The 23,055-nt window shown below is 51.1% G+C and carries 22 protein-coding genes and 1 pseudogene; 13 read left to right on the plus strand and 10 right to left on the minus strand.

Features of this window, described 5'->3' with window-relative positions; translation table 11 throughout:
• Nucleotides 1-79 precede the first annotated feature (79 nt).
• The 4 genes from FKW31_RS06210 (at nucleotide 80) to FKW31_RS06225 (ending at nucleotide 3,309) form a co-directional block, all read left to right on the plus strand.
• Nucleotides 80-1,099, plus strand: a complete 1,020-nt coding sequence (locus FKW31_RS06210; protein ID WP_150178062.1) for a TrbI/VirB10 family protein — start codon at nucleotides 80-82, stop codon at nucleotides 1,097-1,099.
• A gap of 206 nt (nucleotides 1,100-1,305) precedes the next feature.
• Entirely contained in the window at nucleotides 1,306-2,358 is a 1,053-nt protein-coding gene (locus FKW31_RS06215; RefSeq protein WP_150178063.1) for an N-acetyltransferase, read from the plus strand.
• Entirely contained in the window at nucleotides 2,336-2,758 is a 423-nt protein-coding gene (locus tag FKW31_RS06220) for an ASCH domain-containing protein (RefSeq protein ID WP_141300863.1), read from the plus strand. Before FKW31_RS06215 ends, FKW31_RS06220 begins: the two co-directional genes overlap by 23 nt.
• A complete protein-coding gene (locus tag FKW31_RS06225; protein WP_141300861.1) occupies nucleotides 2,755-3,309 on the plus strand; it encodes an ATP-binding protein in 555 nt (184 codons plus the stop codon). Before FKW31_RS06220 ends, FKW31_RS06225 begins: the two co-directional genes overlap by 4 nt.
• On the opposite strand, the gene FKW31_RS06230 is transcribed toward FKW31_RS06225, so the two are convergent.
• From FKW31_RS06230 to FKW31_RS06240, 3 genes and pseudogenes are all read right to left on the minus strand, one after another.
• Entirely contained in the window at nucleotides 3,223-3,810 is a 588-nt protein-coding gene (locus FKW31_RS06230) for a GNAT family N-acetyltransferase (protein WP_193562050.1), read from the minus strand. The two genes, FKW31_RS06225 and FKW31_RS06230, sit on opposite strands and share 87 nt — an antisense overlap.
• A 66-nt stretch (nucleotides 3,811-3,876) precedes the next feature.
• Complete coding sequence (locus FKW31_RS06235; protein ID WP_150178064.1) at nucleotides 3,877-4,914, minus strand: hypothetical protein; 1,038 nt, start codon at nucleotides 4,912-4,914, stop codon at nucleotides 3,877-3,879.
• A gap of 300 nt (nucleotides 4,915-5,214) precedes the next feature.
• Nucleotides 5,215-5,939, minus strand: a pseudogene (locus tag FKW31_RS06240) (IS701 family transposase); the annotation flags it as partial.
• A gap of 970 nt (nucleotides 5,940-6,909) precedes the next feature.
• Here FKW31_RS06240 and FKW31_RS06250 point away from each other — a divergent pair.
• The 4 genes from FKW31_RS06250 to FKW31_RS06265 all read left to right on the plus strand — a co-directional run bounded on the left by FKW31_RS06250 (nucleotide 6,910) and on the right by FKW31_RS06265 (nucleotide 12,000).
• A complete protein-coding gene (locus FKW31_RS06250) occupies nucleotides 6,910-7,374 on the plus strand; it encodes a (2Fe-2S)-binding protein (protein ID WP_150178066.1) in 465 nt (154 codons plus the stop codon).
• 2 nt (nucleotides 7,375-7,376) lie between these two features.
• Nucleotides 7,377-9,632 (plus strand): xanthine dehydrogenase family protein molybdopterin-binding subunit, encoded by a 2,256-nt coding sequence (locus FKW31_RS06255; RefSeq protein WP_150178067.1) that lies wholly within the window; start codon nucleotides 7,377-7,379, stop codon nucleotides 9,630-9,632.
• 57 nt (nucleotides 9,633-9,689) lie between these two features.
• Nucleotides 9,690-11,051, plus strand: a complete 1,362-nt coding sequence (locus FKW31_RS06260) for a cytochrome c (RefSeq protein WP_150178068.1) — start codon at nucleotides 9,690-9,692, stop codon at nucleotides 11,049-11,051.
• Between the two features lie 61 nt (nucleotides 11,052-11,112).
• On the plus strand, nucleotides 11,113-12,000 hold the full coding sequence (locus tag FKW31_RS06265) for an aldo/keto reductase (RefSeq protein ID WP_150178069.1): 888 nt from the start codon (nucleotides 11,113-11,115) through the stop codon (nucleotides 11,998-12,000).
• 76 nt (nucleotides 12,001-12,076) lie between these two features.
• On the opposite strand, the gene FKW31_RS06270 is transcribed toward FKW31_RS06265, so the two are convergent.
• Nucleotides 12,077-13,060 (minus strand): aldo/keto reductase, encoded by a 984-nt coding sequence (locus tag FKW31_RS06270; protein ID WP_150178070.1) that lies wholly within the window; start codon nucleotides 13,058-13,060, stop codon nucleotides 12,077-12,079.
• Between the two features lie 301 nt (nucleotides 13,061-13,361).
• Nucleotides 13,362-14,282 carry a LysR family transcriptional regulator gene (locus tag FKW31_RS06275; protein WP_150178071.1) on the minus strand — a complete coding sequence of 307 codons (921 nt, stop codon included), beginning with the start codon at nucleotides 14,280-14,282 and terminating at the stop codon, nucleotides 13,362-13,364.
• A 167-nt stretch (nucleotides 14,283-14,449) separates the two neighbouring features.
• On the opposite strand from FKW31_RS06275, the gene FKW31_RS06280 reads away from it, so the two are divergent.
• The 3 genes from FKW31_RS06280 (at nucleotide 14,450) to FKW31_RS06290 (ending at nucleotide 17,104) form a co-directional block, all read left to right on the plus strand.
• Nucleotides 14,450-15,034, plus strand: coding sequence for a flavodoxin family protein (locus tag FKW31_RS06280; RefSeq protein ID WP_089179199.1), 585 nt, complete (start codon nucleotides 14,450-14,452; stop codon nucleotides 15,032-15,034).
• 89 nt (nucleotides 15,035-15,123) lie between these two features.
• Entirely contained in the window at nucleotides 15,124-15,858 is a 735-nt protein-coding gene (locus FKW31_RS06285) for a carboxymuconolactone decarboxylase family protein (RefSeq protein ID WP_150178072.1), read from the plus strand.
• A gap of 28 nt (nucleotides 15,859-15,886) precedes the next feature.
• Entirely contained in the window at nucleotides 15,887-17,104 is a 1,218-nt protein-coding gene (locus tag FKW31_RS06290; protein WP_150178073.1) for an MFS transporter, read from the plus strand.
• A 30-nt stretch (nucleotides 17,105-17,134) separates the two neighbouring features.
• Here FKW31_RS06290 and FKW31_RS06295 read toward each other — a convergent pair whose 3' ends face one another.
• The 3 genes from FKW31_RS06295 to FKW31_RS06305 all read right to left on the minus strand — a co-directional run bounded on the left by FKW31_RS06295 (nucleotide 17,135) and on the right by FKW31_RS06305 (nucleotide 18,741).
• Entirely contained in the window at nucleotides 17,135-17,878 is a 744-nt protein-coding gene (locus FKW31_RS06295; RefSeq protein WP_150178074.1) for an SDR family oxidoreductase, read from the minus strand.
• Nucleotides 17,879-17,984: 106 nt separating this feature from the next.
• A complete protein-coding gene (locus FKW31_RS06300) occupies nucleotides 17,985-18,341 on the minus strand; it encodes an MmcQ/YjbR family DNA-binding protein (RefSeq protein ID WP_150178075.1) in 357 nt (118 codons plus the stop codon).
• Between the two features lie 52 nt (nucleotides 18,342-18,393).
• Nucleotides 18,394-18,741, minus strand: coding sequence for a cyclophilin-like fold protein (locus FKW31_RS06305; protein ID WP_150178076.1), 348 nt, complete (start codon nucleotides 18,739-18,741; stop codon nucleotides 18,394-18,396).
• A gap of 465 nt (nucleotides 18,742-19,206) precedes the next feature.
• On the opposite strand from FKW31_RS06305, the gene FKW31_RS06310 reads away from it, so the two are divergent.
• On the plus strand, nucleotides 19,207-20,412 hold the full coding sequence (locus FKW31_RS06310) for an MFS transporter (RefSeq protein ID WP_150178077.1): 1,206 nt from the start codon (nucleotides 19,207-19,209) through the stop codon (nucleotides 20,410-20,412).
• A 99-nt stretch (nucleotides 20,413-20,511) separates the two neighbouring features.
• Here the strand turns inward: FKW31_RS06310 and FKW31_RS06315 are convergent, their stop codons facing one another.
• Together FKW31_RS06315 and soxR are read right to left on the minus strand one after the other, a co-directional pair.
• Complete coding sequence (locus tag FKW31_RS06315) at nucleotides 20,512-21,414, minus strand: LysR family transcriptional regulator (protein WP_150178078.1); 903 nt, start codon at nucleotides 21,412-21,414, stop codon at nucleotides 20,512-20,514.
• Between the two features lie 83 nt (nucleotides 21,415-21,497).
• Nucleotides 21,498-22,070, minus strand: coding sequence for a redox-sensitive transcriptional activator SoxR (gene soxR, locus FKW31_RS06320; RefSeq protein WP_370513046.1), 573 nt, complete (start codon nucleotides 22,068-22,070; stop codon nucleotides 21,498-21,500).
• A 27-nt stretch (nucleotides 22,071-22,097) separates the two neighbouring features.
• Here soxR and FKW31_RS06325 point away from each other — a divergent pair, with 27 nt between their 5' ends.
• Nucleotides 22,098-22,841, plus strand: coding sequence for an SDR family NAD(P)-dependent oxidoreductase (locus FKW31_RS06325; RefSeq protein ID WP_150178079.1), 744 nt, complete (start codon nucleotides 22,098-22,100; stop codon nucleotides 22,839-22,841).
• Nucleotides 22,842-23,055 lie beyond the last annotated feature (214 nt).

Below are 23,055 nucleotides of genomic sequence, written 5' to 3' on the forward strand. Positions count from 1 at the left end.
CACATCACTCACAGGCCCACCCTCCATCGGTAAGCCTCTGAATCACAACCGCTCGCTCAGTTCAATAAATTAATAGGTCCTGAGCCTAGGCTATGCGTTGGAAAGCAGCAGTCAGACTTCACCCCCAGCCGTCAGCCAGGACACGGACGCCCGCCCGTCTGCCGATGGTCTAGCAGGGCTGCCGTCCGACTATGTCGGCAAGGACGTGCCGAAGCTGGGACCAGCATTGCCGGGCGATCTGGGGCATACCATCCTGCACGCACAGGAGCAGGGAAAGGTCGCATCCGGCGGCGACGACCGGCGGGCTGCGCAGGAGGTGGAGGCTGCGATCGCCAGCAAATTGTTCGTGCAGACGGGGGACCGTGACAGGGGCAGCGAGCAGGCCCCACCAGCGCCAAGTGCCTCTGCCTCCCAGGCAAATCCGTCCCCTGCGACGAACGCACAATCTGGCAACCGGGCCTTTCTGGCGGGCCAGCCTGACCGGCTGATGACCAGCCCGGATCGCATCATTCCGCCAGTTTCGCCCTATGTGCTTCAGGCCGGTACTGTCATCACGGGCGCGCTCAACACGAAGATCAGCTCCGACCTGCCGGGCCAGATCGTCGGGCATGTCACCCAGAACGTCTATGACAGCCCGACCGGGCGGTATCTTCTGATCCCGCAGGGCAGCACCCTGTTTGGAGCCTATAACAGCAGTGTCTACTTCGGGCAGCAGCGCACCCAGATCATCTGGACCCGGTTGATTTACCCGAACGGCGAGAGCTTCGTGCTGGAAAAACTCGCCGGCGGCGACGCCATCGGCCAGTCCGGCCTGTCCGACGAAGTGAACAATCATTGGGGCCAGCTCTTCAGGGCCTCTCTGGTTACGACCCTGCTCAGCGTGGGCTCCGAAGCCGGGACGTCATGGAACGAGAACAACCTAATGCGGGCGATCCGCAGTGGGGCGTCGAATGGTTTCTCGATGGTCGGCAATCGACTGATCGACCGTAGCCTGAATATCCAGCCCACGCTGACCGAACGGCCGGGTTTGCCGTTCACGCTTGTTTTGAATCGAGATCTGGTTCTCGAGCCCCAGAAAAAGCAGGTGTCCCACCCATGATGCTAGACGAGAGCGTCGGACGCTGTCTTTGAAACCCTTATTACTCTATTGACCTCAGGCTATGAAAACTGGGTAATTTTCTTCTAATGGGCGAAAAAGGGTGCAGGTCACAGGGAATGGCACTTATTCGATGAAACACTCTGGCAAGATCGTATTCTTTGTTTATAAAAGTCAAATTCATTCGGATTGCGGGAGGCAATACGGTCTTGTCAAGACGCTTGCATCTTACAAAATTTAAGGAACTCAATATTGAGGATCCTTTTTTTGATAGCTTAAAAAAGGGGTATGATGGGTTTCCTAACTGGTTCGCATCGAAGTTAGAAGAAGATGTCTATGCGGTCATAGATACATCTCACGTTTTAAGTGGAATGGTATATTTAAAAGACGAAACCGGTTCAGTTGACGATACCGATCCTCCTCTTCCGGCCTTAAAATGGTTGAAAGTGGGTACATTGAAGATCGAGGGACGTGGAACGCGTTTAGGTGAGCGTGTAATTAAGAAAATTTTTGATACGGCGATTTCTCGGAAACGTGAGGGAGTTTATGTAACGGTATTCGAGCTGCATGCGACGCTTATAAAATTGTTTGAACGTTACGGTTTTAAGAAAGTGGCAACGAAGACCACGACTGATGGCACAGAGTTGGTATTAGCTCGTATTTTTTCGGATGTAAGTGGAAATTCACTTCTCGACTATCCGTTCTTACATACAAAAAATAAGCGCTATTGGTTGCTTGCTGTATACCCAGAGTATCATTCACGTCTCCTTCCTGATTCTATACTTAATAATGAGCCTGAAGATATTGTGAGGGATGTGTCTTATACAAATACGATACATAAAGTTTATATTGGTAGAACATCTTTAATGAGTATGTCTCCGGGAGATTTGGTGGTTATCTATAGAACATCGGATAATCGCGGGCCTGCATATTTTCGCTCGGTAGCCACTTCAGTTTGTGTTGTAGAGGAAGTTCGATCTAAAAAAGATTTTCCAAGTATAGATGAATTTCTCGAATATACAAAACCACGAAGTGTGTTTGGAGAAGAAGAGTTGCGTTCACAATACTTGAGTAATAAACGTCTTTATGTTGCGAAAATGACGTACAATGTAGCATTTCATCGACGTACGACCCGAGGGGTATTGATGGATGAAGCGGGGATTAGCGAACAACCCCGGTGGAATTTTCGAGAGTTATCAAATACTCAATTCCAAAAAATACTTGAGTTAGGAAAAGTCGATGCGCGTCTTATTGTCAATTAAGCCAATTTTTGTTGAAAGAATATTGAGTGGAGAGAAAATATTCGAATATCGAAAAAAAATATTTGATGCCTCTCGCGTTAATTCGGTCATTATTTATGCCACGATGCCTGTAGGAAAGATTGTTTGTGAGTTTGATATAGAAAGAGTTATAGAAGAGCATCCTAAAAAGCTGTGGGAAAAAACGCATCATGGAGCAGGAATTTCTAAAGATTTTTTCGATAGCTATTTTAATGAGAGATCAGTGGGTTTTGCAATAGAAGTGGGTAATATCCGGGTTCCTGAGCATCATATATGCCCCTATCAGTTATTTGAAAAATTTACGCCTCCACAGTCTTTTATGTATGTTCCTGAAATGCGGCTCGATAACGAATTTGAACAGCGGGAGTTATTCGCGGCATGAAAAAACGTATCATGGTATTTGGCGTGTCTGGAATAGGAAAGACAACGGCCTGTAAAGCATACGTTTCTAAAAATCCAATGGCTATCTATCTAAGTATGGGAACCCTAATGCAGGAGATAAAGCAGGATACAGGTGAACGACTTAGGTTGCGGGGCGTAGATAAAATTAAAGCGGACCAGCATCTTCTCGGGGAGGTTTTAGATAAAAAGCTAAGCGTCGGTTCTTTTGAAGTAGCTCTTCTGGATGCCCATAGTGTTATTGATAACGGCCACGAATTAGTTACTGTGCCGGTTGAAGCCGTAGCTTTGTTACAACCAAATGCTATTATATCATTAACTGCATCGGCATCAGATGTGTTAGCCCGCCGGACTGGTGATACGCGAGTAAGGCCGCTTCGAAAGGTCGAAGATATTGAAAAACAAATAAAAGAATCTAATCATATGGCAAAGTCATACTCTGAACGATTAAGTTTGCCGTTTGAAGAGGCCAGTGTGACTGAGAGTTTTGATCTTACGCCTCTCATAAAAAAAATTCTCTCCCGTATCGGATAAATCTGGATTGGACGCCGTCTCATTATAACTTAGTTCAGAAGCATTGGGTACATAGAGGCCTTTTTGGTGTGATGTAAGGTTGAAGCCGTAATAATTAAATATACGTTCGAAAATAGGCAATCTATGATCAGTTACAGTTAGATGTGGCTGGTCTGTATCAAGCCAACGGAGAAGATTATCAAATATCCTTAGGCCTAACCCCCGGCCTGCATATTGTGGAGAGATGCGAACAGTGCAGATTTTTCGTTCAGTGTGATCATATTTACCGATACCGATTCCAACGAGAACATTTTCCCGTTCAATACGCAACAAGAGACGTGTTCCGTCTCGAAGTCCGGGCACTACTTTCCTAATAAACCAATTTTCAATTCCTGGATAATCTTGTGATAATGGAATCAAGAAAGCCAACGCCTCTTTTTCCTTGGCAGATAGCGTCGTGGATTGAGTGATATCGACTTGTTGGATGGAGTGAAGTCCAGTGCGCTTGGAATTAATCAGCATAATATTTCACTTCCGTCATACAATGATGTCATCATAACACATTAAAGTCCTGTGTGGGTTTGAATCTCAACGTGCGGGCCACATATAGGTTGTGAAACAATATTGTACCACCGAGGCGCAAAGATTTCCCGCTATTCCGAATAAAAATGCGAAGATAAGATATTTGATCAGAGTAATAGAGTCCGTGAAACGAGTTTGAAGTTTGATAAAAGTTATAAAATCATCGACGCTATTTGATTCATTTGGAGGTAATTTTTTCCAATGGTACACCATCATTCCGTCTGGGATGCCATCAGGTACGTAATCATTCCAAATTTCGTGCTCAAGAAGTCTCTGCTTATGCATATTCGGACTACTGATAGATAAGGATGTGGTCACCGGAACCGCTGTAAGAAAAGCAATGTAATCACATGGTATTTTACGACCTGACGTAGAATTTCTTATAATATCCTCGACTTGATCAGGCAGCATTCTAGCTTCATTTATTCTGAAATCCATGTATTCAACTACATCAAATCCACTCATCATTATGGAATCCAGGGGCTCTATATCTTTTATGAAGGGATTATTATCATGAGGTATGAAGACTCTAATTCTAAAATATACAAATTTTTCTGTTAAATTATATATTTCCTTTGCGCAATTCAAGGAAGTATCTGTTATTTTTATAATACTTCCGTCGTTTTGTTCTGATATATTTATATAATTACTATCTAATATTGCATTGGAAGTTGGAAATTGGTAAATGCTTCCAAATTTTTCGTTTAGTTTTAGAAAATCTATTCTTCTTGGGTTATTATCTTCAAAAGAATTTAAAGGTTCATTGAATATTCCTTGCGCTATATCGTTATTTTTGAAATAATTTGAGCAATCCGATATATCTTTAACGTTAACTTTAATTGGAATATAAAGACAAATTTCCTTTATTTCCCTTGGGTTATTTAGTAGTATTCCGATTTCTATAAAATCTCTCTTGTTATTTACTTTTTTTAGTTTGCTTTTTTTGGAAATTCTCCAGAAATTTATATGTATTTGGTAACTTGTTGATATATTACCTTCGTGAGGTGTGCACCATATTGCGATACTTCTTTTTTTGTCTGACATATTAGAAATATTACTTTGTGTTATGGTTAAGGATTATAACAAATTACATAAATTTTCTATAATGTCTTTGATTTCGGAGTGCATTGCAAGTCAGATAATCTAATAATGACAATTAAAAATAGCATAAGAGGCATTCCGGAAAATTGTATATCAATCGAGGTGATTTTTATCAATTTTAGGACTCGGCGCCTCGCCCACTTCAGACTATTGTCCGTCCGACTTCCTCCGCTGGCTCCGTACAGATAGTTCCTCATGAAGACGGCCGATGATGAAGGCGGTGACCCACATCACGTCGGGTCGCCATGAGTGAAACCAGTGATTGGCGTTCACGCCCAGAACGAACCCCTTGCCAGCGTGGCGCAGAGCCATCTCCAGGTCGCCGACGCCGTAGACGCTGTCGCCCGCGACCCATGAAAACGGCACCTCAGCCGCCAGCGCTAGCCCGATCATCACGGTGGCCAGCGACGGCTTGCTGGCAAAGCGGATCTCGTGGGGCACATGGGCCCCGCCAGCCGTTCCGGTTTGTCGGTCCAGCTTTTCGGCAGATACAGCGCTCGGTCGAGAAAGGCGTGGCCTTTCCCAGAAACATAGGTCACGAACACGCCGATTTGGCAGTTGGTGATCTTGCCAGCCGAGCCGGTATATCGCCGTCCGACCCCGCAGGACGCCGAGCCTTTCTTTAGGAATTCGGTCTCGTCGACGACCAAAACGGCGTCGGGATCGCCGAGATGATCCACCACGTGATCGCGCACGATATCACGCAGTGCATCGGCATCCCACTGTGCCCGGCCCAGCAGCGCCTGCTGCCGCCACGACCCCGGGTCGCCCGCCGCTTTCGCACGCATCCAGCCGGTCTTCCGCGGCTCGTTGCCCAGCGGCGTCTCAAGAAAACATCCCGCCGACGCTGCAATCCGCTCCTGACCGCACACCGGGCGCATCCGGGCCTTCGTATCTCGCAACGCCTCAAGCGTCAGTTCCAGAACATTCTCGACCGACGTCGTGCCATTCATCTCGTTCCAAATCATGGTTGCCCATAGATTCAGAACTCTCAAGAAAGCGCAAATGTAGTGCTAAGCCGAGCATCCGTTTTGATTTAAAGTGCCAAGCTTCTGATACTGCGTAATTATATTACCGCCTGAAGTGAATGTTGGCATCGGTGCTTGCGTGCCCCCGCAACCAACGACGCTTGCGAATGACCATTCGCCACATTTCGCCGGGATCGTAGTGTGCGGTTCCCCGCAACCATACGTATCCGTCTGAAAAGACAGAAGAAAAGCCACCCAGAAGGGTGGCTTTTTTTGTGCCTGAAACACAACGCAGGAAACACATAGGAAACAAACGGAAAAGTAATCAGGCGCAATTTTGTCGGTTTTCACGTCTGCGTGAGTTCTGGAGCCAACCTAGAATAGGCACGAGAAGCCACTTACGAAGCGGGTCAACCGGTGAGTGAATGGCGAATACGTCTTACCCGGGGCGCCCAGATCATAGCTTCTCGGTGCACACCGGGTGCGGCGAGTGTTTTGCCGGCAGTGTCTCCAGTGATCAGACCGCTATCAAGCTCTTCATAGAGAGCGTTGAGCGGCCATTCCACCATCCCGCCGTATTTTCAATTGCCACGTATAAACATAGTATTTCTACTCCTGAGCCTGCGGCATAAATATGTAGCCGCAGAACATGCCTACCCCCCTTCAGGATCCCGATGACATGATTCTGGGTATTTTTTTAATGTCAGTTTTCAAGGGACAGACTTCACTTCAATCCAAAGTCCAGTTCATGGGAAGACATAGAATTCCTTAAGTTTTACAGCTTCAAATCGTTATACATTTATGTGCTGTGCTCATGATTATATGCATTAAATTAGGGCTAATTTTCTATTTTGAAAAATAATAACATAAGAGTTCACGCCGTTGAATGGACTGAAAACAAAAATCTGGATTGGTGAATTACGTCACCATTCATAATGATTTTGTACAAAATCAATAATGGGAGGTTTACATGGAGTTGAACATCAACGGTATTCAGCACCATGTGGATGTCGAACCTGATACTCCCTTGCTCTGGGTTCTGCGCGACGACCTTGCGATGACGGGCACCAAGTATGGCTGTGGGCTGGCGCAGTGTGGGGCCTGCACTGTGCTGGTCGACGGACAGGCCGTGCGGTCCTGCGTGACACCTGTTGAAAAAGTGGCAGGAGCGTCGATCACGACCATCGAGGCGATCGAGCAGGATGATCTCGGCAAGCGTGTGGTTGCTGCATGGGTGAAACATCAGGTGCCGCAGTGTGGTTACTGCCAGTCCGGGCAGGTCATGGCCGCGACCTCACTGCTCAGGCAGGTTCCCCACCCCACGGATGCTGATATCGACGCAGCGATGGTCAATCTCTGCCGCTGCGGAACCTATAACGCCATTCGTGCCGCCATTCATGATCTGGCGTCCGGTTCAACGGACGGGGGAGCATAAGAATGGTGAACGGTCTTTTTGACGATGCTCCCCTGATGCAGCAGGGCCCGGTCAATCTGTCCAGACGGCGCTTTATGCTGACATCGGCAGGGGCAGCAACGGGCGCATTCGTGCTGGGTTTCGGCCTGCCGACCCGACAGGCGCGTGCCCAGGCCGCGAAGGGACCAAAATATCGGGGAACACAGGTCCCCGCATTCCTGGAAATCCGTCCGGATAATACCGTGCGCCTGCAAAGCCCCTTCATTGAAGGCGGGCAGGGAACGTTCACTGCCATGGCGCAGATCGTCGGCGAGGAACTGGACGCGGCCCCTTCGACTTTTCTTGTTGAAAATGCCCCGGCAGGGGATGAATACGCTGTGATGGACAGCGGTATGCGCATCACGGGCGGGAGCATGTCGGTGCGGAACGGGTATCCGGCCATGCGGCGTCTAGGTGCGCTCGGACGTGAGATGCTGCTTCAGTCCGGGGCGCAGCATCTGGGTGTTCCCGTGTCAGAGCTGACCACTCAGCCGGGACAGGTCGTTCATGCCGCATCGGGCCGAACGGTCAATTATGGAGAACTGGCGCATGTGGCCATGGATCTCCCGGTGCCTGATCCGGCCAGCGTAAAGCTGAGAGATCCGTCGCAGTTCCGCTGGATCGGCAAGTCGGTCAAGCGGCTGGATATCTACGAGAAATCGACAGGCAAGCTCGACTACGCAATTGATGTGCGGGTTGATGGCATGCTGCACGCAGCGGTCCAGCATGCGCCGCGCCTTGGTATGACGGTTGGCTCCATCCGCAACGAAGAACAGGTGCGCCAGATGAAGGGTGTTCACTCCGTTCATCGTCTGCCAGGGGCGGTGGCGGTCGTGGCCGAGCGGTGGTGGCACGCCAGACGCGGGGTTGAAGCTCTGCTGGTGGACTGGTCTGAGGCTGAACCGGGGGCAGCCTCAGACATTCGTGTGATGCCAGCGGATTTTTCGACGGAAGAGTTCAGGAAACATCTTGCGACAGTATCCGGGAAAGAAGAGAACGCGGAGACTAAAGGCGATGTGACGCGTGGATTGAAAAACGCCCATACAGTCGTCGAGGCAACGTATTTCAGCCAGTACGTGAACCATGGACAGCTTGAGCCTCCTTCCGCACTGGCACGGTATAATCCCGATGGAACACTCGATGTCTGGCTCCCCAATCAGGCGCCCGACATGTTCCGTGCCGATATGGCCAGGCGCACCGGGATGGATGCCGAAAAGATCACGATTCATTCGCCATTACTGGGTGGGTTTTTCGGACGTCATTTCCTTTACGACCATGGTAGCCCCTATCCGCAGGCCATTGCGCTCGCCAAAGCGACGGGTCGGCCCATCAAGTTGATCTGGACCCGTGAGGAAGAATTCCTGCGTGATGCCCTGCGCCCCATGGCGGCCGTGCGGTTCCGTGCGGGGCTTGATGCGACTGGTCGTCCTGTTGCGCTTGACGTCGTCAGCGCTACGGAAGGAGCAACGGAAGGTCTCGGAACGAAGCGTGGAAAAGACCTTGACCCGACAGCCCTCGAAGGACTGACCAACAAGGCCTACGATATTCCCGACCGTCGGATCGCCCAGTTGTTCGTCAGAAATCCGGCGACGCTGGGATACTGGCGTTCCGTCGGGAATTCCATGAATGACTTTCTCTATGAAACATTTCTGGACGAACTTGCGGACAAGGGACATCAGGACCCCTACGAGCTTCGGTTGCACCTGCTCCGGGACAACAGGCGCCTGACGACTTTGCTCAGGGCGGTCGCAGATCTGTCCGGTGGCTGGAAGCGTGGCCCGTTTACGGCGGCGGATGGTTCACGCCGCGCGCGCGGGATTGGCGTGGCGTCACCTTTCGGGTCTGAAGCTGCGGCGATTGCGGAAGTGTCGCTCGAAAACGGGCGTGTCAGGGTGCACGAGGTCTGGGAAGCCATCGACCCTGGAAAGGTCGTAAACCCCGCGATTGTGGAAGCGCAGGTCAATGGAGCCATAGCTCTTGGACTGTCTCAGGTGCTTCTTGAAGAGACTGTTTACGAGAACGGCATGCCGCGCGCGCGGAACTATGATGGCTACCCAATTCTCGCTCTGAATCAGATGCCTCGCGTGCATGTGAAGATTGTCGAGAGTGGCGAGAAGATGGGTGGCGTCGGGGAGCCACCGCTGCCTGCCATTCCGCCCGCGGTGGCGAACGCGGTTTCGACCCTGACCGGGCGGCGTATCCGAAGCATGCCGCTGTCACGTCATGACTTTGCAAGCTGAGACTTTGATCGTCGTCTGGCACGTCCCGCGTGCAGCAGAAAGAGTGCGGAACTGAACATGACTAACCGCCTGAAGAAAATTTTCGCAGTCGTGATCTCTGCGTCGGCTGTTCTGGCTGCGGGAACGGCATGGTTCGTGACCCGTCTCCCTGCGTCGTCCTTTGAGAAAACCGGTTCTCAGGGGGAGCCGTCGGCGCAACTCGTGGCACGAGGGGAGTATGTGTCCCGTCTGACGGATTGCGTCGCCTGTCACAGTGTGCCGGGTGGGGCAGCCTATACCGGGGGCCTAAAGATGGTGACGCCGATGGGCGCAATCTTCGCCACGAACATCACGCCTGACCGTGAGACGGGGATCGGTGCCTATACGCTGGCGGATTTCGACAGGGCGCTTCGTTCCGGCGTGGCAAAGGATGGGCACCGTCTTTATCCGGCCATGCCCTATCCGTCCTATGCCAAGCTTTCTGACGATGATGTCAAAGCGCTTTATGCCTATTTCATGAAGGGCGTCCCAGCCGTTCATCAGGAAAACCGTGAAAGCACGATCCCCTGGCCGCTGAACATGCGCTGGCCTCTGGCTTTCTGGAATGTGGTTTTTGCCCCGTCAGACGTTTATCGCCCGGACACGTCGAAAGATGCCCAATGGAACCGCGGGGCCTATCTTGTTGAAGGGGCGGGGCACTGCGGGGCCTGTCATACGCCGCGAAGTCTGGCCTTCAACGAAAAGGGGACAGACAGCCATAGTGCGGCCTTTGTCTCCGGCGCTCTGATCGATGGCTGGTTTGCGCCCAGCCTGCGCAACGATGCAAACACGGGTCTGGGTCGGTGGAGCGAGGAGGATGTCTTCCGTTTTCTCAAGACCGGCCGGAACGAACATGCCGTCGTGTTCGGCTCCATGACGGAGGCTTTCAACAACTCGACGCAGTTTTTCTCGGATGATGATCTGCGGGCAGTTGCGCATTATCTCAAGTCTCTGCCTGGCAACGCGCAACGTGACGGAACGCCGTGGCAGTATGAGCCGACACAGGCTGCGGTTGTCCAACCCGCCGGACGGCAGGGTATCCCGGGCGCGCAGACCTATATGGCAAAGTGCAGTTTCTGTCATGGCACGGATGGGCGCGGGCAGGGGCAGTGGGTTCCTCCGCTGGCAGGAGCAGCTTCGTCTCTGGTGCCGGACAGTTCCTCTTCCATCAACGTCACACTCAACGGGTCTGGCCGTGTCGTCGCTGCCGGTGTGCCGGATTCCTACCGAATGCCGTCATATCGCGAGCAGCTCTCCGACGGGGAAATCGCAGATGTGCTGACTTTTATCCGATCCTCGTGGGGAAACCGGCAGTCTCCCGTGATGAAGCCGGATGTGAAAAAACTCAGGGAGCAGACCGTTCCTGCCAGCAGCAGTCCGGTTATTTTGAAAACTCGTTGAATTTCTCGGGGATTGAAAAAAACGAGTGTTACGATGCCCGAGTGCAGGTGCCGAATGCGTGATGAAGGATGCCGACATGACACGAATTAATGCCAGTCTTTCCGGAGAGTTCCTGCTAGGTGGAGAAATTTCCGTTCATCGTCTAGGGTTTGGTGTAATGCGCCTTACCGGACCGGGTGTGTGGGGAGAGCCTGAAGATCGGGAAGAGGCCCTGCGCGTCTTGCGCCGCCTGCCGGAAATCGGTGTCAATTTCATCGACACCGCGGACAGCTATGGCCCTTTCGTCAGCGAGGATCTGATTGCCGAGGCTCTGGCGCCTTACAGGGGCCTGACCATTGCGACGAAAGGCGGTCTGGTTCGTCCTGGCCGGACGGAAGGACAATGGCCGCAGGTCGGGGATCCAAACTATCTCGGGCAGGCTGTTCGTCTGAGCCTTCGGCGGCTGAAGGTTGAACGGATCGATCTCTGGCAGCTTCACAGGATCGATCCTAAACTTCCCGCAGAGGGACAGTTTGAGACCATTCGCTCCTTTATCGAGCAGGGCTTCATCCGGTATGCCGGGCTGAGTCAGGTATCGGTCGCGGAGATTGAGGCTGCCAGAAAGATATTCCCGGTCGCTACTGTTCAGAACCGGTACAATCTGACCGACCGTGCGGATGAAGATGTGCTGGAATACTGTGAAGCCAATGGCATCGGTTTTATGCCCTGGTTTCCTCTGGCGGCCGGCGAACTGGCAAAGCCGGGCGGGATTGTCGATAGCATTGCAAGAACACATGCTGCGACACCGGGTCAGATCGCATTGGCATGGCTCCTCAGGCGTAGTCCCGTGATGTTGCCCATTCCGGGAACTAGCCGTGTCAGCCATCTGGAAGAGAACGTTGCTGCGGCTGCGATTACGCTTTCGGATGAAGAATTCGACCAGCTCGATGCCGCGTCGAGAAGTCTATAAAAGGGTATCGCCCCCCCCTGACACAGGCAGGCGTGCTGGTGTCAGGGGGAAGTAGCAGTTGGAAGAGGGCCGGTTGTTACCAGGCGTAAGCTTCGGGTGCTTCACCGCCGGGGCCGGGCCAGATTTCATCCAGACGCTTCAATGTGTCTGGAGAGAGACTAACGTCCAGTGCTTTAAGACTGCTTGCCAACTGCTCCTGCGTGCGGGGGCCGACGATTGGGGCTGTCACGACAGGGTTGTGGAGCAGCCAGGCCAGTGCGACGTCAGCGGGCTGTTCGCCAAGTTCCGCGCAGAGGGATTCATAGGCTTCAAGCTGTGGTCGGTATTTCTCGATTTCCTTGATTTTGCTGGCTCTGCGCGTCCCGCTTTCTTTGCCCAGAACGCCACCGAGCAGACCGCCGCCAAGCGGGCTCCACGGGATGATGCCGAGACCATGGTGCCGACAGGAGGGAATGACCTCAAGTTCGATCATGCGGGCGGTCAGGTTGTACAGGCTCTGTTCCGAGACCAGCCCCATGAAGTTCCGGGCCTTGGCCGCGGCCTGTGCGGTGGCAATGTGCCAGCCGCCGAAATTGCTGCTGCCGACGTAAATTACTTTGCCCTGCTGAACGAGCAGTTCCATTGCCTGCCAGATTTCTTCCCAGGGCGTCCGGTGATCGATGTGGTGCATCTGATACAGATCGATATGATCTGTCTTGAGGCGTCGCAGGCTGTCCTCACAGGCCTTTCTGATGTGATAGGCTGACAGATATTTGTCGTTCGGACCCAGACCCATCGGCTGGTACACCTTGGTGGACAGGACGATCTGGCTCCGGCGACTTGTATCTTTTGAGAGCCAGTTGCCGATGATCTCTTCGGATGTGCCAAAACCCTGTGCCATGTCCGGTGTTTGTGGCCCACCGTAAACGTCGGCGGTGTCGAAGAAATTGATCCCGGAGTCCAGCGCAGTGTCCATGATGGTGAAAGCCGTTGGCTCATCCGTAACCATACCGAAATTCATGGTGCCCAGACAGAACTTACTGACTTTCAGACCTGTCCGACCAAGATATGTATAGTGCATGGTCAATCCTTCCGTGTGTGGTCGCGCCTCGTTACCGCTGTAAATTCTTTTCTGTTTTCGAATGACAGGAGCCTGAAGCGACCTTTCAGGTAACTATTTGGGCCGCCCATTATCCGTTGAAACAGCTCTGTCTATCGATCAGCTCTTGATGAAGGCGCTAATGAGGGAAAAGATAGCCCTTTTCCCAGGCAGGGATTAGCCCTTTCATTATAGACATGGTCATGAGGTATTCTCATGAGTGTGAGTAAACTGTGTATGGTTTAAAGCATCCTTACAACAGGGCCATTTTTACTCAATTACATTAGTGGGGCATCGGATCTTCTTGACTGATACCGGGCAATTTTTCAGCCAAAGTATCGACAATTACACGCAGGCGTTTGGGTAATGTTGGCGTTTCTGGCCAGACAGCGAACGTATCAACAGCAGTAGAGGGAAATCCGTCCAGGAGAGAGAGAAGGCGACCATCATTCAGATGAGGTCTGATAAGCCAGTCAGGCAACCACGCAATCCCTAGTCCTGCAACGGCAGCATCGACAATCGCCTCGAGATTGTCGAACTGAAGACGCCACTTTAATTTACAGTTCTGTAGATTGCCGTCCAGATCCCTTAACTGCCACGGAAAAAGCCTGTTTGAACGCCAGTAAACCAGGGCATCGTGCATCTCAAGATCATGAATTGTTTGAGGTTTGGCACGTTCGGAAAAATATGACGGTGCAGCACAAACAATTTTATTCTGACTGCATATTTTTCGAATGCGCAATCCGCTTCCATCTGCGATCGGACCTTGGCGAATTACCAGATCAAAACCTTCTCCTATTACGTCCACAAGGAGATCGCTGAAGCGCAAATCAAGATCAAGATTGGGATATTGGCGAGCCAGTTCCAAAAGAATCGGTGTGACACAATGACGACCAAACAAGATTGGCATCGACATGCGAACCTTGCCAGCAACGTCGGTACGACCCGCGTGGAGCTGTTCTTCTCCCGAGCGTAATTCCTTAAGGGCGCGTCGACATTTATCGTAATAAATCTGCCCTTCTTCGGTCAGGGTGAGAACGCGCGTCGTCCGGTTGAAGAGCCTGGCGTCAAGCCGTTCCTCCAGTCGTGCCACGGCCTTTCCCACAGCGGAGCGCGACAGACCGAGACGTTCTGCCGCGCGGGAGAAACCGCCTGCCTCAACGGCTTCGACAAAGACGGATATATTTTCAAGGCGGTGGTGCATGGTACCCTTATTGTAGAATTATACGCTCATATTATGGGAATATATTTCGCCACACGCTCATATAATTCTACATTATAAACTTACCGAGGCCCAGTGTGGAGTTGGTCGGAAGAGTGTCGCTCTTTGCCCGCCCTCTGCGGCAAAAACATAGTGCAGGATTATCTATCATGCTGATTTCTATCGTATATCACAGTGGTTACGGCCATACTGCCAGGCAGGCAGAAGCGGTTGCGGAAGGCGCGCGTCGCGTGGCAGGCGCCGATGTGAAGTTGATTTCGATCGGTGACGGAGAGATTCCCTGGGACACGCTGGAAGCCAGTGACGCGATTATCTTTGGTTCGCCGACCTATAACGGTGCGATCAGCGCGAAATTTAAAGAATTCATGGAAGCTTCCACCAAAACTGCGTGGTTTGAGCAGAAGTGGCTTAACAAGATTGCGGCGGGGTTCACCAACTCGGGCGCCCAGCATGGCGACAAACTCAACTCATTGGTTTCTCTCACGCTATTCGCTGCCCAGCATGGCATGACGTGGGTCAATCTCGGCCTGATGCCAGGTAATAGCACCAGTACTGGTAGCGTGAACGACCTGAATCGCCATGGTAGTTGGTTGGGCGCCATGGCGCAGTCCAACAATGATCAGGCCCCGGATGTGACGCCGATCAAGAGCGATCTCGACACAGCGGCACATCTTGGGCAGCGCGTGGTAGAAATCACCCAGCGCTTTGTCTCGGGTTCAACACAGAGCAAGTAACTTTTGGAACGCTCGGCTATGCCGCGTATGCGGCAGCGGAAGAGCATCGTCTTTTTCGCTTCGAGCGGTGCCATGGAGGAAGCAAGACGATGTCCAATACTCCGTCTCTGACGCTGGAAGATGTGCGCGGTGTGGCTCCTGCTCTGGCGCATTATACGGAAGCCGCGATTATTCGGGATCTGTGGGCGCGCTCCGGTCTTTCCGCACGTGACCGAAGTCTCGTGACCGTCTCCGCTCTCGTGGCTGGGGAGCGGACAATCGGGTTCGCGCATTATTTCACCAGGGCGCTCGACAGTGGGGTGACACCAGATGAACTGTCTGAACTCATCACGCATGTCGCTTTTTATGCGGGATGGTCGACGGCGTTTAATGCGGTTGTTTCCCTGAAGGGGATTTTCGAGCAACGCGGCGTGTCAACGGATCAGTTGCCGCCCGTGAGTCCGGATCTGTTGTCGGTTGATGAGGCGCTTCCGGGGGATGCGGCCCGAGTTGCCCTGCTTCAGGAGCGTTTCGGGACGGTTGCGCCGGGCCTTGTCGAGATTACGAACGATCTGCTGTATGGAGACGTGTGGTTGCGTCCTGGCCTGACGCCAAGAGACCGAAATCTCGTGACTGTCAGTGCCATGATTGGCTCCGGGCAGAATGAGTTTCTGGCGATGTATCTTGGAAAAGCCGTCAGGATGGGCGTGACGCGGGACGAACTTTCCGAACTTGTCACGCATCTTTCGTTCTATATTGGCTGGCCGCGGGCGATTTCCTCAGCCCGTGTCCTCGCCGAGTTTATCAGGGCACAAAGCATCCAGGAGCCATCAGCCCCTACGTAATGGCCCTTCGTTCAGGAAAAACCAGAGTGTGACGACATCTCCCAACGCCCGACTGGATCATGACTTGCCCGGTGGTCGAATGCGGATTGGCGCTCTGCTCCCGCTGACGACGACAGCTTTTCTGATGATTGTGACCGAGACCATGCCGGCGGGTGTCCTGCCGGCGATGGCGCAGGATCTTGATGTCGCGCCCTCTGCGATTGGTCTGCTTGTCTCTGTTTATGCACTGGCTTCCGCGGCGGCTGCCATTCCAGTCGTGGCGCTGACCAGAGGCCTTCCACGTAGACCTCTCCTGATTGGCCTGCTTTTCTGTTTTGCGCTGGCGAACAGCGTGACGGCGCTGTCAGGGTCTTATGCTCTTACAGTGGCAGCAAGGATCATTGCTGGTCTTGCGGCGGGCGTTGCATGGCCTGTCGTGATCGGGTTCGCAGTCAGGATCAGCGACGGCAGAAATGTCGGGCGGGCCGTTGCAATGACGCTTGTGGGGAGCACGGTTGCCATGGTCGCGGGCTTGCCTCTCGGGACCATGATGGGGGGAGTGTTGGGCTGGCGCGTCAGTTACGCGTTGCTGTCGGCTGTGGCGCTCGGCATTGTCGCATGGATGCTGGTTATTCTTCCGTCTGTTTCCAGTCTGGAGGAAGAGCAGGCGTCTTCCATAAAACATGTCGCACGTATTCCGGGAATGCGGCAGGTGTTGCTGGTGACGCTGTTGGGCATCATCGCGCATTATGCTCTTTACACCTATATCGCACCTTTTGCCGGAATGCTGAGTTTGACGCATGGAACGACCGAGGCCTTGCTGCTTTTCGGGAGTGGCGCCCTGATAGGAGTTACGACGGTAGGACGGCTGACTGACAAATCTCCGTTTGGTGTCGCGGTTACGGCGCCTGCACTGACGGTGGTGTCGCTTCTGGTCCTGTTTTTGGTCCGTTCCCCGGCAATCGAAGTCGTGATGATTTTCTTGTGGGGATGCTCATTCGGCGGGCTGCCAACGATCCTGCAATCGGCAACAGCCCGGATTGCCGGGCGTGCCCATGCGGAGCTGGCGACAGCGATGCTGACGACAGTTTACAACACTGGAATTTTTAGCGGAGGCGCGCTTGGAGGTCTGGTTTTTGACCGCTTCGGGGCTGCTCGTATCCCGTTGCTTTCCGTGAGTTTTATCGCTGCGGCGTTGATGATTATTCTCGTGAACGCGCGGATATTTTCAAACCGGAAAAACGAAGCGGAAATGTCAGGCTCGTAAAAGGAGCGAGCCTGACACTATGCCTGCCTGTTACCAGGGCTGGTTTACAGGACCGACCGTAAATTCATTGACAGTCGTGTCTTCCGGCATGTCGATGGCAAACGCAACGACTTCGGCAACGCGATCAGGCGAGATGCCATACGTCTTGTAAAGACCCTGCATCTGTTCCTGCACGGCACTGTCCGTGATGGAATCAAGCAACTCGGTGTTGATCGCAGCGGGGTAGAGCGTTGCGGTACGGATGTTGCTGTTCGCGGATGCGGACTCCATACGCAGCACTTCCATGAAATTGCGCACGAACCATTTCGTGCCGCCATAGACAGCGCATCCCGGATAGGCCTTGATGCCGGCAACGGATGACGTCGCAATGATCTGTCCGGATTTCTGCTCCAGAAAAGACGGCATGACGGCTGCGACGCCGTTCAGGACGCCCTTGATGTTGACGTCGACCATCCTGTTCCAGTCATCGGTTTTGAGTGCCGAAACCGGAGAATTGGGCATGAGGCCCGCGTTCAGGAAGATGACATCCAGACGACCGAACGTGTCCTTGGCGAATTGTACGATGCGTTCGTTATCAGATGGCTTCGTGACGTCCAGAACCTGATAGGCAGCCTGACCGCCGGCTTTTTCAATGTCGGTCACGATCTGTTTTAGCAGGCTTTCCCGGCGCGCACCGAGGACAACTTTTGCCCCTTTTGCGGCCAGTAGCTTTGCCGCGGCTTCGCCGATCCCCGAGGATGCGCCCGTGATGAGGACGACTTTATCTTTAATCATTTATGGTAATCCTAAGCGGTTTGAGTGTTGCCACGCAGCAATCGACAGAGTGTTCAGAGACTACGATTTTTAGTCTGTCTGAAGCCTTGTGCATGGGAAAAAATCTCTAGAGCGTCAGTTCGAAACTGACGTCGATAAGATTTTCGATGAGAGCATCAGAAACGCTGCCATCCAGCAGGATACTGATCCAGTGGGATTTGTTCATATGGTAGGCCGGAACAATTCCTTCTGTCGTAAGATAATCCTGTATATTTTCCGGGCGGCATTTGACGTCGAGAATATCGACATTCCCGCCTTCACTCAGCTTGAGTGTCTGACGGGGCACATTCATGATAAGTCCAAACCACGTCTCGCGATCTTCGTGCCGGAGTGCGATATAGTCGGGAAAGTAATGAAAAGGATGGTCTGGGATCGTATCGTATTTTCTTTTGACGTAGGATAAAATAAACTGTTTCTGGTTCATATGGTGATTCCTCGAACAATTCTTAATACATTAATAGCAGTATGTATTTTGCTTAAAGAGCTTCCACCTGCATTTTTAGGCGACCGGTGAGAGCAAGCCCCTCAAGGTTGTCTTCAATCTGGCCGAGCTTGATGAGGCCAGATGAATATTCAAAGTTACGATAAAAGATGGCGATATTCCTCCAAGGAGCATAATAGGCAATGTCGCCTGCGGAAGGAGCATATCCTTTGGGTGCTTTGTCGCTCGACAAATGCCGGGGAAGGTCACAGATCTTCTCAGTCGCATTGTAATCTTCAAGCATCAAGGTCATTGGCAAAAGAGAGAGAAAATCTCTCCCGGAAGGAGTGTCTTCCAACGAAGCAAAGATCACTTGTTCTCCAAGTGTCAGACGTATTTTCATATTTACCTTATCTCCCATCTGGAGATGAAACCTTTGCGAAAACCCGTAACGTGGGTGACACATTCAGACCGACTTACGCAGTAGATGGTCTCACCGAGCTTTGTAGAAACAAAATACGCTGTGATCTTGCCGCTGAGAATCACTCATCTGGTACACCTGACTCAACCATTATAGCGATATAAAAAGCTTGAGTTTAGAGGCGATATTTAGAACATAGAGATGAGTATATTTCATGAATACTGCTGGGCGGGATCTTAGTCTAATTCATGAAATCTGCTCATTTTGATCATGATATTATACGGTCTAGTTCTGGCACGTCATCTGGTTTATTCAGCACATTCTTGATGAGTTTTTTATTGTGATTAAAATTATTTATTATCTTTAGTCACAATATACTTAAAAATACTGATGAATTCAGAAAAATGGCCTTTATATTCCGAAAGTGGGCCGCTCAGTTGAGGTATAATGAAAGAAGTATCTGACATATCACCTGATGTGGAAGTGGAGCCAGAAGCGAGATCTGGCTCGTGGAGTGGCGTGCTCGCCATGTCTCTCGGGGCATTCGCTCTCATTGCATCCGAATTTATGCCCGTCAGTCTCTTGACCCCGATTGCAGCTGATTTACAGATCAGTGAAGGGCAGGCCGGGCAGGCCATTTCAGTTTCTGGTGCTTTTGCCGTATTGACGAGCCTGTTCATATCTTCCCTGACTAGAGGGCTCGATCGCAAATGGCTCCTGTTGGGGCTAATTGGTGTGATGATTGTTTCCGGGAGCGTTGTGTCCGTCGCACCAAATTATCTCATTTTCATGCTCGGCCGCGCTTTGATCGGGGTGGTCATTGGCGGCTTTTGGTCGATGTCGGCTGCTACAGTCATGCGGTTGGTCGAAGAACATCATGTTCCACGGGCTCTGGCCATTCTGAACGGCGGAAATGCCCTGGCAACCGTTATCGCCGCTCCTGCAGGCAGTTTTCTTGGCGGTCTGATCGGTTGGCGTGGAGCATTTTTTTGTGTTGTTCCAGTTGCTGTTATTGTCTTCCTTTGGCAACTGGTAAGTCTGCCGTCCATGACGTCTGGTAAGACCCATGCGTCACCAAACGTTTTCAGGTTGCTCAAAAAACCTTTGGTCGCCGTTGGTATGGCGGGAGCAGGCCTTTTCTTTATGGGGCAATTTAGCCTGTTTACTTATGTAAGACCATTTCTTGAAATTGTTGCTCACGTCAACGTCTCCACTCTGTCGTTCATTTTGTTGCTGATAGGGGTCTCTGGTCTTGTTGGAACTCTGTTGATTGGTGGGTTGTTGAAGAACAGTGTTTATCCGGTTCTTATCATCATTCCATTTATTATGGCGTTGCTGGCTGTCGGGCTTCTTTGCCTGGGTAAGTCGATCGTGATGTCTGCCGTCATTCTTACCATCTGGGGGCTGTTTGCGACATCTGCTCCTGTTGGCTGGTGGACCTGGCTGGCGAGAACGCTTCCCAATGATGCGGAAGCAGGAGGTGGGCTTATGGTTGCGGTCGTACAATTGGCTATTACCATGGGGGCAACCTGCGGGGGAATTCTCTTCGACGGAAGTGGCTATCGTGCGACTTTTGGTGTGAGCGCACTCATTCTTATAGCAGCGTCACTCAGCGCGTTAATGGCAAACCGCATCTACAAACGCGGAATATAGTGGGTGTCGCCATATCAAAGTAAAATCTAACGTAATATTTGAACGTTAATTTTAATATCTCCCCATTTTTAATCTTGAAAATGGGGAGATATTTGAAATTCAACGGTTGCTTTTATGAAGGCGCATTTCGTCGATAAAAAGAGAGAGTGGAGCAACATTTTCATGATGTCTGGGGAAGCAGAGATGATACCCGGACCAGTAAGGGCACCAGTCTTCTAGAACCTGCAGGAGGCGTCCTTCCTGAATGTATTTTCGTGCTACCATTTCAGGCATATGAGCCAAACCTAAACCTTCCAGGCAGGCATCTCGAATGGGAAAAATGCTATTAAAAATTAAAGATCCTTCTACTTTCACGGTTATGTCTTTCCCCTTTTTCTCGAACTCCCAAGCGTAAATGCGACCATGCGTTGGAAGCCGTAAGGTTAGACAATTATGATTTAATAAATCCTTTGGGTGTTTCGGTTTGGGATTTTTTGAAAAATATTCAGGTGATCCAGCCACAACAAAACGAATATCTGGTGTGATAGGAACAGATGTCATCTCTTTTGTTATATTTTCACCAAGTCGAATTGCTCCATCAAAATCTTCAGAAAAAATATCAATAAGTTTAAGATCTGCTACAAACTCTACATTGATTTTGGGGTATTTTTGGACGAATTCTTTTATCTTAGGCAGGACAACGTAAGCCAGAGCATCATCAGGCATTGTAATTCGAAGATTCCCAGATTCCTGATTTCTTAATTCTCCTAATGATATCAGTTGATTTTCTATTTGGTCTAAATGTGGTGCAATGCCGCTGATCAGTTGCTGTCCAGCAGTTGTGGGCGTAACGCTTCTTGTCGTGCGGGTCAGCAATCTCAAGTCAAGGCGCTCTTCCAAAAGACGAATGGTATGGCTGAGTGCCGACTGTGATACGCCTAATTTCGCGGCAGCTTTTGTAAAACTTTTTGCCCGTGCAACAGCGACCAGAGCGGTCAAATCATTCAAGTTTTCGCGTGCCATGTAATCGTCCCGATCCGCCGTATTTTAGTTAAGAAATAGACGCGTTATATGCGAAGAAATCCCTGATGTAATGAACTCAATGATCAGGAGAGAACGACCGCGCCGCGCCCCTTCTTGGAAAGACAGTCTGAAGGATTGACCAAGGGGCAATCGGTTCGGGACAAGCATCCGCATCCGATACATTTATCAAGATGATTACGGAGTTTTGTCAGTCCTGCAATGCGCGCATCAAGCATTACAGACCATTTCCGTACCATTTGATCAATATCTTTGGCGGAAATTTTGTCAGTGAGCGGAAACGCAGCCAATATGGCTGTAATATCCGCTAAAGAGATACCCAGGGATTGCGCGGCTTTAATCAGCGCAATTCGCCGCAGCATATCCCGCGCGTAGCGTCTTTGGTTGCCTTGTGTTCTGATTGAAGAAATTAGATTTTTACTTTCGTAAAAATGTAAAGCCGACACGGCAACGCCGCTACGACGCGAGACTTCCCCGACTGTTAGAAAAGTCGCAGATGATTTTTGTCCTGTCATTTTAGCGCTTGACCTCAAGTTAACTTGAGGTTTTATACGGGTTGTCAGCCTGATTCCGCAAGGCGCTCGCTCATTTATGATCGGGTCTGTTTCATCAGGATATGCCGCAAATTTGCTGCTCATATCCAATTACGTTCTGGAACACTGACAATGTCTCAATCAAGCAATCAGAAAAAAATAGCTCTGGTAAGTGGTGCAAATAGGGGCATCGGTTTTGCAATCGCCAAAGGTCTGGCGCGGCAAGGCATAACGGTTCTTTTAGGGAGCCGAAATCTGGAAAAGGGGGATGAGGTTAGCGCCGCTTTAAGGCAGGAGGGGCTGGATGTTCGTGCTGTCCAGCTTGATACGACAGACGATGCAAGCGTGTGGAAAACCTGTGGCCTTATCCAGCGTGACTACGGACGCTTGGATATTCTGGTCAACAATGCCGGCATAGGTTTAGATTTTGCCCAGGATCTGACGCTCGTTGAGCGTATGGAACAGACTTTGGCCCTCAATGTCGTCGGCACGCTTCGCTTGATGGATGCCTGTATTCCGCTCCTCGAAGAAGCGCCCTTTGCGACCATCGTGAATGTCTCCTCGGAACTGGGTTCGTTTGGTCTTCGGAGTGACAAGGCATGGCAGTATTCAGCCTTTGTTCTGCCGACCTATCAGGCTTCAAAGGCGGCTGTAAATTCACTCACACTCACTTATGCGACACTGTTGTCCGAGAAGGGCATCAAGGTGAATGCCGTCTGCCCTGGATATACAGCAACGGATGCAACGAAAGACGCTGTGGTTGCTCCAACACGCAAACCTGAACAAGCCGCTGGTATCGCCATTAAACTGGCATTGATCGGGAAAGATGGACCAACCGGAACGTTCCAGAATGAAGACGGTCATCTCCCTTGGTAATTTCAGGACGATCGGGATAGTTTTTTGAATCTCATGAGGTGCCTCGATAAGGCATTCCTCATGAGATCATTTGGCTGGTTGTGCGTGATAGTGAGATCATTGATGAATTTATCTCATAATCATGTTCGGAAAAAACCGACTAGTCTCAATATGGAGCTTATGAATATTCTGCTCCTCTAATTGTTCGATAAATGTGCAGTGTACATTCCAAGAT

Source organism: Acetobacter sp. DmW_136 (assembly GCF_008690365.1).
Lineage (GTDB): Bacteria > Pseudomonadota > Alphaproteobacteria > Acetobacterales > Acetobacteraceae > Acetobacter > Acetobacter oryzifermentans.